This is a genomic window from Ornithinibacillus halotolerans (assembly GCF_014637405.1).
In the GTDB taxonomy this organism is placed as follows: domain Bacteria; phylum Bacillota; class Bacilli; order Bacillales; family Amphibacillaceae; genus Ornithinibacillus; species Ornithinibacillus halotolerans.
In genome coordinates this window covers 118141-131937 of the sequence record NZ_BMEY01000006.1, presented here as the reverse complement: position 1 = coordinate 131937, position 13797 = coordinate 118141, and the positions used below count along the sequence as shown (strand labels likewise).

Annotated in this window: 12 protein-coding genes and 1 riboswitch; of the genes, 3 read left to right on the top strand and 9 right to left on the bottom strand. The window is 35.5% G+C overall.

What is annotated here, in order from left to right:
- Positions 1-11 precede the first annotated feature (11 nt).
- The 3 genes from IEV35_RS07605 to IEV35_RS07595 are packed head-to-tail and all read right to left on the bottom strand — an operon-like array spanning position 12 to position 2137.
- On the bottom strand, positions 12-587 hold the full coding sequence (locus tag IEV35_RS07605; protein ID WP_188384059.1) for a 2-phosphoglycerate kinase: 576 nt from the start codon (positions 585-587) through the stop codon (positions 12-14).
- 6 nt (positions 588-593) lie between these two features.
- Positions 594-1547 (bottom strand): alpha/beta fold hydrolase, encoded by a 954-nt coding sequence (locus tag IEV35_RS07600; RefSeq protein ID WP_188384058.1) that lies wholly within the window; start codon positions 1545-1547, stop codon positions 594-596.
- Positions 1544-2137: an AAA family ATPase gene (locus IEV35_RS07595; RefSeq protein WP_188384057.1), complete on the bottom strand. Its 594-nt coding sequence runs from the start codon at positions 2135-2137 to the stop codon at positions 1544-1546. Before IEV35_RS07595 ends, IEV35_RS07600 begins: the two co-directional genes overlap by 4 nt.
- Positions 2138-2408: 271 nt before the next feature.
- Here IEV35_RS07595 and IEV35_RS07590 point away from each other — a divergent pair, with 271 nt between their 5' ends.
- Positions 2409-2915, top strand: a complete 507-nt coding sequence (locus tag IEV35_RS07590) for a DoxX family protein (RefSeq protein ID WP_188384056.1) — start codon at positions 2409-2411, stop codon at positions 2913-2915.
- 63 nt (positions 2916-2978) lie between these two features.
- On the opposite strand, the gene IEV35_RS07585 is transcribed toward IEV35_RS07590, so the two are convergent.
- Entirely contained in the window at positions 2979-4166 is a 1188-nt protein-coding gene (locus tag IEV35_RS07585; protein ID WP_188384055.1) for a DUF4317 domain-containing protein, read from the bottom strand.
- Positions 4167-4310: 144 nt separating this feature from the next.
- Between IEV35_RS07585 and IEV35_RS07580 the strand changes: the two genes are divergently transcribed.
- Positions 4311-5102, top strand: coding sequence for a formate/nitrite transporter family protein (locus IEV35_RS07580; RefSeq protein WP_188384054.1), 792 nt, complete (start codon positions 4311-4313; stop codon positions 5100-5102).
- A gap of 20 nt (positions 5103-5122) precedes the next feature.
- Here IEV35_RS07580 and IEV35_RS07575 read toward each other — a convergent pair whose 3' ends face one another.
- The 5 genes from IEV35_RS07575 to IEV35_RS07555 all read right to left on the bottom strand — a co-directional run bounded on the left by IEV35_RS07575 (position 5123) and on the right by IEV35_RS07555 (position 8946).
- On the bottom strand, positions 5123-5461 hold the full coding sequence (locus tag IEV35_RS07575; protein WP_188384053.1) for a zinc ribbon domain-containing protein YjdM: 339 nt from the start codon (positions 5459-5461) through the stop codon (positions 5123-5125).
- A gap of 106 nt (positions 5462-5567) precedes the next feature.
- Entirely contained in the window at positions 5568-6170 is a 603-nt protein-coding gene (locus IEV35_RS07570; protein ID WP_188384052.1) for a response regulator transcription factor, read from the bottom strand.
- A complete protein-coding gene (locus tag IEV35_RS07565; RefSeq protein ID WP_188384051.1) occupies positions 6167-7303 on the bottom strand; it encodes a sensor histidine kinase in 1137 nt (378 codons plus the stop codon). The genes IEV35_RS07570 and IEV35_RS07565 overlap by 4 nt, the downstream gene beginning before the upstream one ends.
- 3 nt (positions 7304-7306) lie before the next feature.
- Positions 7307-8047 (bottom strand): ABC transporter permease, encoded by a 741-nt coding sequence (locus IEV35_RS07560; protein WP_188384050.1) that lies wholly within the window; start codon positions 8045-8047, stop codon positions 7307-7309.
- Positions 8047-8946 (bottom strand): ABC transporter ATP-binding protein, encoded by a 900-nt coding sequence (locus IEV35_RS07555; protein WP_188384049.1) that lies wholly within the window; start codon positions 8944-8946, stop codon positions 8047-8049. The genes IEV35_RS07560 and IEV35_RS07555 overlap by 1 nt, the downstream gene beginning before the upstream one ends.
- A gap of 1101 nt (positions 8947-10047) precedes the next feature.
- Positions 10048-10195, bottom strand: a riboswitch (cyclic di-AMP (ydaO/yuaA leader).
- 495 nt (positions 10196-10690) lie between these two features.
- Between IEV35_RS07555 and IEV35_RS07550 the strand changes: the two genes are divergently transcribed.
- A complete protein-coding gene (locus tag IEV35_RS07550) occupies positions 10691-13771 on the top strand; it encodes a GNAT family N-acetyltransferase (RefSeq protein WP_188384048.1) in 3081 nt (1026 codons plus the stop codon).
- Positions 13772-13797 lie beyond the last annotated feature (26 nt).

Sequence of the window (13797 nt, the reverse complement as noted above, 5' to 3'; positions counted from 1 at the left end):
CTCTATCTTTTTTATGGAATCATAAGCCCCTCTATTCTACTTTTCTCAATCTCGAAATAGCTATAAATCACATTCATTTCCTGTTCATAATCCTGATTAATTTCAAAATATCTCATATCGTATTTTTCACACATTTGTTTAAAATTTTCATGTTCTTGAATGATCTCTGCAATCGTTCTTTCTTCTGGATAATTCCTCGTTTCAACTGCGTCTCGAAATGCAAGAATTTTTGACATAAAATTCGTCTTGATATAATTAGATGAGAAGCCGAAGTACACTGGAATAACTTTTTCCATATAAGGCTTCTCCAATTCAGCCAAATGCTGTGGAAGTAAATAACAACCTTCTAAAATAATATGTTGATTATTTTCAATATTCGTCTTAATGATCCCTTTAATGATTGGCCATAACTTCTCTGCAATTACTTCTGTGCTACTTAAAGGGGTGAAGCCGCAATTATTATATCCCCTATAAATCCCCATCTTCAGATGATCGATGGAGAGATAAGGTATATGGTATTTTTCTAGTAGTTTTTGCGCCATAACCGTCTTACCAGTACTTCCAACCGCACTAATTAAAATAACCAAGAATTCTTATCCCTCACTTATTGTTATTTTTTTATCATTATCAATCAACTCTTTTATCGTTCTAATTATGATGTCTGGGTTTTCTAAATGAATGGAGTGGTTATTAGTTGTTTTTATTTGCTTCGTTTGTTTCGTCAAGTTTGCGAGTAAATTTTGATGTTCCACCCATGTAGGGTCTGTATTATTTGAACTAATAATAGTCACTGGTAACTCTTCAGATAAAGGGTCAGCATTTTTCACTTGCCTAGCCGAGAATTCACTATACAACAATTCTTTATAGACACTTTCATATGACTTTGGATGATATCCAATATACGTAGCATGTTCCCCATACGGCTCAGGCAAATTCCTACGCCCAACTGGGTGTTTTAATAACTTTGGTAGCCCAATGCCAGACGTAAGGTAACCAAAACGAAACATGTTTAGATTTTTACGATGTGCTTGTTTACGATTAGTATCCCATTCACTACTTAAATAACGATTTTCATGCACAGGGTCAATTAATAATAAGGATGCTACTTCTTTAGGAAATTTACTTGCAAAAAGCCTCATCGTTAATCCACCAAAAGAATGGCCAACTAAGACATATGGCGGTTTTATATTTAATTCTTTTAGAATTTGCTTCAAATCACTTACAACATCTTCACTTGTATAGGCACCTTGGCTCGCTGAACTCCATCCATAACCAGCACGATCAAATGATACTGTTCTAGCAAATTCTGAAACTTTAGGTTGAATATAATGCCAGTCTAACGAGCAACAGCTCATTCCAGCCTCAAAAATCACTGTAACATCTGCATGCTCACCCCCAGAAACAATCGTATGAATATCCCTATCGTTCACCTTTATCTTTTGACCAACTTCTGCTACATATCGCATTTTATTAAGAAGAGCATTCGTAATAGTAAAAGGAAAACCTACAATATTAATAGCCGTTTTAATTAGTTGTTCTGCTTTCATTTGTTACCTCCAGTATGTAAATTAGAATACTTATCAGCAAGCTGTACAATTTCTCCTATAGTAGATTCCACTTCTGCTTCATCCTTTATCTCGAATAAATAATCCGCTTCTCCTTCAACCGGGTCTACCACATCATCTAATTGTGATTCCTTTTGTTGACGGCGGAGTACTTCTTCAAAACTACGATACGCTCCCCTAAAAATGTTTGTACTTCGCTCACTATTTTTCACTCGTTCAGTAAGGATTTCATCGGAAATATTAAAATGAACTAATATACGGACAAATTCTTTTTCCGGATATATTTCTTCTAGTAAAAACTTTCTCCCCTTCTTACTTCGATTGGAATTACTTGCGATAATATGAAAATTCGTATGCTCTTTGGCATAACTTACAATGAGCTGAGACAGTGCATGTTTGAGTGTATTTGGACCGTGAGTAGGTTGTAATTTCTTATAGTATGTATTGAGAAATTCTGCGTGAACATCTTGATCCATGACAAAAGAATTCTTTAATGCTTTTTCTAATCTATGTGCAAATGTTGTCTTTCCACTATGGGTCTTACCAACGGTTATTACCGCTAAACGTTTCATATTCAGATTCTCCTGCACTTTTTACCAATAATTTTAACATAATATTCTGAAACATACACCATCTTATAGAACAGAATCTTTCAAACTAATTCTCCATATCGATGAAAAAACCCGTTCATTATTCTGTAACATTTATTGTGAAATAAATCACAAATTACTATTTACATGATTAAAAATCCATGCTATTATCAAAGTGTAATAAGGAAACACACTTACAATTAATTGTGAAATAGTGAGCAAATAAAATTAAAATTTAAGGAGATGGATTCATATGTTGAATTTCATTCGTGAAAATAAAGTAGTTGCAGGTATCTTAGTTTTTATTAGAGTTTATATTGGATATGCTTGGCTTACAGCAGGGTTTGGTAAAATTACTGGTGGTGGATTTGACGCAAGTGGATTTATCCAAGGCGCGATTGCTAATTCAGGTGGCGATCATCCAGCAGTACAAGGTTGGTGGGCTTCATTTCTAGAAGCTGTTGCTCTTCCAAACGCAGAACTATTCAGCTTCATGGTTATGTGGGGAGAATTCTTAGTAGGTGCCGCATTAATCTTAGGTATCTTCACTAACTTTGCAGCATTAATGGGAATGACAATGAACTTCGCATTCTTATTCAGTGGCACTGTAAGCACAAACGCACAAATGGTATTATTAACTGTATTCTTAGTAGTTGCTGGAGCAAATGCTGGACGTTATGGATTAGATAGATGGGTTATTCCTTTCATCAAAAACCATACACCAATCCGTAAAGAAGCTAAAAAAGTTGCAGTAGCCTAATAATAAAAGTGGGAAAGACCATCATTGAATGGTTTTCCCACTTTTTTATTAATTAGGATATTATTATTCCTCTTCCGCCTTTTTAAAGAGAGCTTCTGGAAGCATTTCAAATCCTTCAATCATCGTATTTTCTTCTAGCTCGATCATGAGGTAAAGTTTCCCATCAAAGTGGACTTGACGTACATGTCGCAATTCTGGGGGACTAATCGAAAGATCCGCTACTTTTGTTTTTACTTTAATTGATTTTGATGAGTATTTTGGTAAGATATTGCTTGCTTTTAACTCATAGGTTTTATCATCAATGACGGTTTCAAATGCTTGTTCTACCTTCTCCGTATCAATATCCTTTACACCACTTGTTCTTAATACTTTCTCTACGTCTTTATAATCTAATTTCGGAATCTCTTCTTCCTCTTCATTTTCCTCAATTGTTCGATGAATTTCATCATATACATTAGATAAAGTTGCTGTACTTATTTGGTCGCCAGCTACTTTTTTGACGATTTCTTCAAAGACAATTTTATCATCTTCGGCTGTCATTGTTTCTTCTGCATTTAAAACTTCCTCAATAAAATGATAACTTAGTTCATATTTTTTCCCAGCTGAATAAAGTACATGGTTTACGTCAGCAGCATTATCTGTGAAAGTTGGGAATAAGAATCCAGAGATGGGAGCTTTTAAATTAATAATTGGATCGACAACAATATTGTATTTGAACTGTTTTTCTACATAGTCAAATAGTAACTCTTTTTTAGGGTCTAATGTCTTATTCATGCTACAAAGAATGAACGGATTAGAATATACGGAGTCACGTGCATTTTCTTCCGTTTCCTCATTAGTCTTTTTCATCGGTTTCCTATACTCGCCACGAATAAAGGTAACCACAATGTCCATCTCATACTGTTTATCTTTTAGCATTTTCTCCACAAGAGTAAGCATATGGTTTTTCCATTCTTCCGTATCTCTACTTAGTAAAGCTTGGTGCAATATTAACTGACTACTCTCTTCTACATCACGTTTAAATTTTAATTCAAATAACTTTTCGTCAAGTTGGCCGGACAGTACTTTTTTAAAATTGTCCATAAACAGCTCTTGCTGCTCTTGCTCTAACATTTCAAATGGAAAGCTTTGATGATGATAAATATCACTAGATTCCTTCATAATATACACATAATAGATTTCATGAATTTTTAATAAGTCATTGTTTATTTTAAATTGTTTACGAAAATTGGCGATATCTTTTTTATTCAATGGATACACTCCTACGATTTTCTTGTTACTTGTTTTTTATTAGGCATTCTATTATTTTACCACATTTCTTGAGGATTTCCGCTCTATTACTATTATCAGGTCTTCAATCATATATTGGTATAAGAGAATTGAGGTGAAATAAAAATGGCATTCCATCCACCTGAAAAAACATTACTAATTTCTAGAGAAACCGGTATTAAAAAAGTAAATCTACCACTACTAAGTGCATTAATTCTCGGGTTTCTAGCGGGAGGGTATATTTCCTTTGGCTATCTATTATATGTGCGAATTACGGCTAATCTCCCAATAGAAAATTGGGGATCGTTACCTGAATTGATTGGTGCAGCACTTTTCCCTCTTGGGTTAGTCCTAGTTCTTATTGCAGGTGGAGAGCTACTAACAGGTAATATTATGACCCTGATTCCTGCAAGATTGTCTAACAAGATAACCACCTTTCAAATCGTCAAAAATTGGACAATCATTGCTATTAGTAATTTTGCAGGCGCTGTTTTCTTTGCCTATCTATTTGGTCATAAGCTTGGATTAACGGAAACAGAACCTTATTTAACGCAGACAATAGCGATTGCTCAAGCTAAAGTCGATGAATCTTTTCATTTAGCTTTTATCTCTGGAATCGGTGCAAACTGGCTTGTTTGCTTAGCAGTTTGGCTAGCATATGCAGCGAAAGACACTGCTGGGAAAATACTAGGAATTTGGTTTCCTATTATGGCGTTTGTTGCGATTGGTTTTCAGCACGTTGTAGCTAATATGTTTATCATTCCTGCTGCCATCTTTGCGGGGGCATTTAATTGGATAATCTACTTAGAAAATTTTGTTGCTGTTTTTCTCGGAAATGCGGTTGGAGGGGCATTTTTTGTAGGTACATTTTATTGGATGGCTTATTCAAAAAGCGGGGACAGTCCCCCACTACGCTAAAGTGGGGACTGTCCCTTCTACTATATCTTCTTCACAAATTCTGATTTTAATTTCATTGCTCCGAAGCCATCTATTTTACAGTCAATATTATGATCGCCTTCTACTAGGCGAATATTTTTCACTGTAGTACCTTGTTTAAGCACGGATGAGCTTCCTTTAACTTTCAAGTCTTTAATAACTGTTATCGTATCGCCATCACTCAAGATATTGCCATTAGCATCTCGAATAACTTCTTCTGTTTCTTCGTTGTCAGATTCACCATTTAGCATCCACTCATGTCCACATTCTGGACAAACAATCATGACTCCATCTTCATATGTATACTCTGAATTACATTTTGGACAGTTAGGTAAACTCATAACTTTCTCTCCTCTGATTGAAATATAGTTGTATTATAATGCTACCCTTTTTCTAACAAAAAGAGAAGCAAAGTGGGGAACACGTCTTGCAAATGACCCACTTTGCTTAGATCCAACCATTTTCTTTAGCAACTGTCACGGCTTCTGTACGATTTTTAACTCCTAGTTTATCAATAATCTCTGACATATAATTTCGTATCGTACCATGAGAAAGATATAATTCCGAAGAAATTTCCTTTGATGTTTTACCTTGTGAAGCTAAACTTAATACAGTTTGCTCCCGTTTTGTAAGTGGATTATCCTCCTGTATACTACCAAAAATCAGTTCTGGTGCAAATTCACGTTTTCCTTTCATGACACTTCGAATCGATTCCGCGAGTTCCTCAATAGATCCATCTTTTAACATATATCCTTGAACTCCCACCTTCACCGCTTGTTCAAAATAACCTGGACGGCCAAAAGTGGTTAGAATAATAATCTTGCAAGATATATTTCTTCGTTTTACTTCTTCTGCTACCTCTAAACCGCTCATAAAAGGCATTTCAATATCTAAGAGACAAATGTCAGGTTGAAGTTTTAGTATCATGTCAAGTGCATCCTTACCATTAGATGCTTCTCCAACAATTTCAATATCTTCTTCAAAGTCTAACAGTGAACCTAAAGCACCTCTAAGCATACCCTGATCCTCTGCAATTAACACCCGAATCATGAACGAACACCAACCTTTTCCTTTTTTACAATAATAGGAACAGTGATGACAAGTTTGGTTCCACCTGAGGAACTAATCTCCAGCCCGCCATCAATTAGTTCTAACCGTTCTTGTATTCCTTTAATACCATTTCCATTCCTAGTAGATTCTTGTAAGCCTATTCCATCATCCGATATAGTTAACTCAATTTCTCCATCTGTCCTTAAGAGTTGCACAATACAAAGGTTTGCCTTACTATGTTTTACTATATTAGTAACTCCCTCTTTTAAACACATACTTAAAATATTTTGTGTTAATAATGGGATTCTATCAAACTCTGTATCTCCTTCATATAGATAACCAATCCCTGCTGTTTTTAAGAAGGCTTCGATTTCCACCAGTTCCTCTGCTATCGTTGTTGCCCGCATATCCGAGACAAGCTCCCTTACTTGCTGCAAAGCTGTTCGAGATGTTTTTTCTATTTCTCTCGTTTCATACATTGCCCGTTCTACATCCTTTTCGATTAGTCGTTGCACGAGTTGGCTTTTTAACGTAATCATAGACAGTGTATGCCCTAATGTATCATGGAGGTCTCTTGCAATACGCATTCTTTCTTCTCGTTTGACGAAATCTTTAATCGTTTCATTTGCCTCATCTAGCTGTTTTTGGAGTTCCATCCGACTGTTCATAGAACGAATTCCAAACGGAGCTACGAGCATAATAATCGTAAATACAGTCATATAATACATATTTTCAGAGGAAATAGTTTCCCAATGAATTAATAGTTGGGAAATCATGATGACTGAAAAAACGGCCCAACTTGTGTAAAATCGCCATTTAGTCTTATACCAACCAATAAAATAAGTGGAAAAGAATCCTAAGTAGAGATTATACAGTTCATAGAAGTTTACTAGAATAATAATAATTATGATTTGAGTGATTAACCAAAATGTATATAATTGTACATTTCTAGAAAAATATAGTTGTCTATACGTTACAAAAAACAAGAGCAATAGGCCTACTCCTATAAAAAGTTTCAACCCTTCCTCTGTTGAAATGTAATAGGCAGGAAGAATAATATAGAGTATAAATATATATGGGAAAAATCCCATTTCCTCAGGAAAGAGACGAAATTTCTTTATTCTTTCTAGCATCCATTACACCGCCACTTCTTGTTTTCTCCTTATATAACTAGATAGTAGCATAAATACAATTAGATACCCACCAATTACCAGAAAATTCGTTAAATCAGGTCCGCCACCACGTACGATTTGCCATGCACCACTTCCAAAATGAAAGGATGGTAACACCTTGCCAATTGTTTGTAATATATCTGGAAATAATTCAATCGGCATCCACATTCCACCAAGGATCGCAAAGACAAAATAAACCATATTTGAAACCCCAGCAGCCGTGTCTACCCGCTTCATCGTACCTACTAATGCTCCAATTGCTAGGAATGGAAAAGAGCCAAATAGAATCCATAGACCGCACAGTAACCACTCAACTGTTGTGAGCTGTATACTATTAATAAGTGCTCCCGCTGTAAAAATAACAAGAATAGAAAAAATATGGATCATTGTTTGCCCGATCATTTTTGCAAAGTAATAAGCCTGATCAGATATGGGAACTATTCTCATAAACATGGACCAACCTTGTTTTCTTTCTTCTACAAGACGTATTCCGAGAGTCATAATTGCTGATCCCATTACACTAAAGGCAGTCATAGACATTAATATATGTGCCTGCCACATCTTTGGATTCTCAAGATCTGTGTTAAATATTTTAGTAAAAACAATATAAAAGACAATAGGCATAAATAGAGACCAGAATACATAATATGGATTTCGTAATACTCTTAAAATCTCTACTTTACATTGCATCTTAAACCCTCTCATTACGCACCCTCCCTACTTTCCGTTAATTGCTCAAAAGCATCTTCTAAACGTCCACGCTCAATTTCAATATTTTCTAGTTTAATTTCCAATGAGAATAAACGAGAAAGCACTAGATCTATATCTTTTGTTATTAAATAAACTCTTCCATCCTTTTCATAAACATCAGTAACACCAGGTAAAGAATGGAGATGATCAAATGAAAAAGTTTCTTTCGCCGTGAACGAAACGGATTGTTTAGTTAATGCTGCTTTAATATCGTTAGGTTTTCCATCCCCAATTATTTTCCCATGATGAAATAGTATGACCCGTTCCGCAATATCATCTGCTTCCTGTAAATAATGAGTAGTGAAAATAATAGTTTTTCCCTGATTCTTTAGCTTTTCTACAGTATTCCAAAATACTTTCCTTGAAGTGACATCTAATCCAACTGTTGGTTCATCAAAAAAGAGCACCTCAGGATTCCCTGCCATAGCTAGCGCAAAACCGAGCCGTCTCTGTTGCCCACCAGATAATTTATTCGCTCGCTTCTTTAATTCATCATTTGTAAATCTAGTTAATTCGACTAATTCTTGAATTGATAGAGGATTAGGGTAGTAACTTCTAAATAGTTCTAATACCTCTCGAACAGATAAAGCATCGATTACACTTACTTCTTGTAACATGACACCAATTTTTTCTCTTACATCTGTCTCTTGTGGGTGCTTATTTAATAATTGCACTCTCCCCTGAGTTGGCTTTAGTAAACCTAACATCATAAGCATTGTTGTCGTTTTCCCTGCACCATTTGGACCTAGAATTGCCACTACTTCTCCCTTCTGAATAGAAAAAGATACTTCATCCACTGCAGTTTTATTTTTAAATTGTTTACTAACATTTTGCACATTAATAACTGGTTCCATCAAGACACCTCCAACATTGTTAGTATTAGTTTATAAAGTATGGTGGTTTCCAATAAGTGGAGTATGTCATTAATTAGAATGACAATTGTCATTAGTATTTGGAGGACTGTCCCCCTTGTAGAGTATGTTTCGCAGGGGTTTACCTTTCATGACGGCGATGAAGGGGAATTCGGTTCTAATTTTGCTGCGTTTTCCCTTTCATGACGGCCATGAAGGGGAGTTCGGAGCTAATTTCGCTGCGTTTTCCCTTTCATAAAGGCCATGAAGGGGAGTTCGACTCTAATTTCGCTGCGTTTTCCCTTTCATGACGGCGATGAAGAGGAATTCGGATCTAATTTTGCTGCGTTTTCCCTTTCATGACGGCCATGAAGGGGAGTTCGGATCTAATTTTGCTGCGTTTTCCCTTTCATGACGGCCATGAAGGGGAGTTCGGATCTAATTTCGCTGCGTTTTCCCTTTCATAAAGGCGATGAAGGGGAGTTCGACTCTAATTTCGCTGCGCTCTCCCTTTCATAAAGGCCATGAAGGGGAGTTCGGATTTAATTTCGTTACGTTTTCCCTTTCATAGCACCGATGAAGAGGAATTCGGCTCTAATTTTGCTGCGTTTTCCCTTTCATAAAAGCCACCAAGAGGAATTCTACTCTAATTTCGCTGCGTTTTCCCTTTCATAAAGGCGATGAAGGGGAATACGGTTCTTATTTCATACCACTTTCCCTTTCATAACAGCAATGAAGAGGAGTTCAATGCTAATTACACTTCTATTTACCTTTCACAACATCTCACTAAAAACACTCCCGAAATGACCATAGAAAAAGACCATTACTAATACATAATGGACTTCAGGCTCTTACAATCTCAGAGTCTAGGTTTCTTATAATGTTGTTCCAATGCTCGAAAGATCATCTTTATTCCTAAACTAGTTAGAAAAATTCCTCCAAATGTAAAAAGGAATCCACATACATATAAAAATATTGTTTCCATTTCAAATCACCTCATCTAAATTAACGAATATAAAGAAAGGTGTTATTAGAGAATCCCATAGAAAAAAGACCATCATAAATAACAGAATGGTCTTAAGATTTATCCCATGACCTTTCTCTCTTGAAAAATAACAACGCCTACGAGGTTAGCTGTCGGGTTAGGGATGGAGAGTACCCCCTCTTACAATGTAAGGTTCACCCCAGATAGAAGAATTTTCTCTATCAAGTTTGGTTCCCCCGCTCATTAGTGATTAAGCGAATAAAAGGTAATTACATATTTAGTTGTTAAAACAGTACTCCTATTGGAATAATTTGTTAACTATTAAAATAACATCGTACAACTCCAACAGCTTTCCCTATAGGAAACAACCTTTGCAGCGTGCAGGAAATATCGCTCTCCTTAACTTTACGATAAATTAACAAATTTTCCCTTTACATTAGTAAAAATTTTCTATACAATATAGAAGTAAAAAACATTCAGAATTTAAGGAGGTTGTATATCATGATTAACGTAAATTTAAATCAAAATGAATTGAATACTTGTGTCTATACAACCTGTGGAGAAAGTTTCTATTTTTAATACCACCTAACGAAAATAATTCACATAAACCATAGGGTGTATTGTGCACTTCTATGGTTTTTTATATGTTTTGGAGTGATTTCAATGAATTGGATCATTCTGTCTAAAGAACCATTCGCTTTTTGAATTGGTTCTTTTTTTGTTATGGTGCTTAAATTACTGAAGAAATAAGGGGATGAATATATGAACATCAACATTGTAACGTATGATGATAGTTACGCGGCAAAGGTTGCAGACATGTGGAATCACAGTCGTGATGGCTGGGGTGGGGCAAACACAGTAGATACAGAGGAAACGATTTTACATCGAGAAAGAAATTCAAGTAATATCTTAACTTACCTCGCTCTAGAAGATGAAAAAGTAGTTGGTTACTGTGGATTAAGTGAATACCGTGATGATGAAGGTGCACTTTATATACCACTTCTCAATGTACGTGACGATTATCACGGAAAAGGTATAGGCAAGAAATTACTCTTAACTGCTCTACAAAAAACAATTGATTTACAGTGGCCTAGACTAGATTTATATACTTGGCCAGGAAATACAAAGGCAGTTCCACTGTATAAAAAATGTGGATTCTTTTGGGAAGAACGCGATGATTCAACCCATTTAATGAACTTTATTCCAACTGTACTCGATACGGAAGCCGTGAAAGACTTCTTTCAAGATACTGATTGGTATAAAGCAAGCACAAGAACGATAGAAGTAAAACCGGATGGCCGGATAGAGAATGACTTCCATTACTATGAATACACATGGGAAAATGATGATGAATATCTACGCATAGAATTTGAACGAACTGGTAGAGGAATTCGATTAATTGAAACGAATGATTATTTAATATCAGCAACTGTGGAGAATCGGGATCTCGTTTTTGGTAATTCCTACTCTATTCGTTATTCAATTATCAATAAAACTGGGAATCCACTTCATATAAAACTGGAAGGAATTCACGATAAAAATATACACTTTGATTTTACAGGTTCTTTAGAAGTAAAAGATGTAGAAGAAATTACAGGAACATTTAATGTAGAACCGATTGAGGAGGAACAAAACCCAGCACGTACACACCCTACTGTTCAAACACAGCTGCATATTAATGGAAAAGAAGCACTTTTCAAAATAGGGGTATTACCAAAATTCCCAACACAAGTAACCACTCATTTTCCAGATGACGTTACGTTTATTGGGAAAGAAAGTGTCTTTTATTTAGATTTGGTGAATAATTTCCGTGAAAAGGTTCAATTAGATATTACTTTTCCATCTTCACCGCTACTTGAACTTAAGAAAGAAAATGTCTCATGTCGCATTGGACCAAAGGAGAAAACTTCTATACCAATTCCATTCTCTGCCAAAGCACATGGTTATTATGATGCTGCCTTAACAATTAAAGCAAAACAAGAAACTGGTGAAGAGGTTACCTTTACGAAGAAAATAGGTGTTCCTTTACGAGGATTTGGTTCTAAGTTTCATGGGGAAGATGACGAACGAATCGAGCTTTACAACGGACCTTACTTTGTCACATTAAGTAAAGAGGAAAATGTCATTCGAACAGGTAGAAAGAAAAGTGATGATGGAATTTTTATCTTAACACCAAAGATTGGAAAGCCATATTCCGAAGAACTTTCCCGAACGAAACCAAAAGAAAAATCCTATTTCAATGGTGACGGCTTCATTGGTACCAAAATTTCATATGAACTATCTACTTTTCCTTCGATAAAGATACATTTTATATTGAAACTGTTTGGTGAAGGGTTTGTTGAACATTATTACGAAGTAGAGAATAAATTGGATGTCCCAACAGAACAACCAATATGGATCAATCAGCCAATATTGCTAGGGTTAGAAAAAGCCTATCTACCATACGATGGTGAAATTATTGAAATGAATAACTCGATTGGAAACTATTATGAGTTTTGGGATGAAAGTAAAGTAACTGAAAACTGGATGTTTGTTAAAGAACCTTTTCCTTTAGGAGTATGTTGGAATAGTGAGGATACCATTCACTTTGATTCTTGGTATTCCTATTTAGAACATAATGTAGGTCAGATTGATCCGTCTAGCATCATAAAAACAAATCCAGTTTACCTATCTATTGGTGCCTTCCACGATATGGAAAGCTTTCGTCAATTTGCTTTACAGAAAGCACATATTAATGAAAAGAAAACAGTAAACCATATAACTGTTTCTTTACAGAATAATAATCCGTTTGTCCACGGAGAGCATGCAACAATCCATGTTAAAGATTATAAATCCAATTATTTACATGGAGAGGTCGAATTGTCATTAAATGGTCAAGTGAAAGTGGAAAACTTTAATCGAGAAGAGCAATTGTCTGAATGGTCAGTTGAAGTGCCAATGGAAAAACATCCACTTGTATCAACAGCAACACTAACATCAAGATTAGATGCCTCTGTTGAAGAACGACACGCCCTAATTATTCAACAATCCAATCAAGAAGTGGTTGAGAAAATTGAGGAAGATTTAGGATTGGAGACGTGGACAGTTGATAATGGAATTATTCAGTTTAAAGCGACGCCGAGCTTTTATCCAACACTCCATTCCTTAACTTATCAAGGTCAGGAGTGGTTAGATTCATCATTCCCAACAATTGGACCAAGATTATGGTGGAACCCTTGGCCTGGGGGAATATCCAGTAGATTTGTTGGTATTCGAACACATTCTGTTGCAAAGGAAAAAACAACTGCTGAATTTACTAGCTTAATAGATAATAAAGGAAATAAATGGACTGGGATAAAGCTTTCCACGTTTATTGAGAAGCATGAGCAATTCAAAGGATTCATCCAACATCAGTATTTCTTAACGTTGCCAGGTTCACCAGTACTTTGTCATGTGACTAATATTGAACAACAGACAGGAACATATTTTCATAATAAAGAATGGCAAACAGCTGCTTTCTTTAAGTCAGCAGAAAACATCCAAGACAATTGGGTGAAATTCCAAAACAAGTCAGGTGACTGGACGACGTTAACAGCTGGTAAGGATGAGAATGATTTTTCTGTAGAACGAAATATTATTATTGGCAACAATCAATCAAATGATAAATTACAAATTATAGCCAATTCTGTTCCTACGAATAAAGAATCTTACATCAATAAGGAACTTATTTTCACAGCTATTGGAGAACAACTTAGTTTAGCATCTGGAATATCACACTTTACAACACCGAATTTCTATTTATTTACAGATACTGCAATACCAGACACAGCACAATTTGATATACAAGGGATTGAATTTAAATAGGGGGCGTATTCCCCCTATTTTTTTGT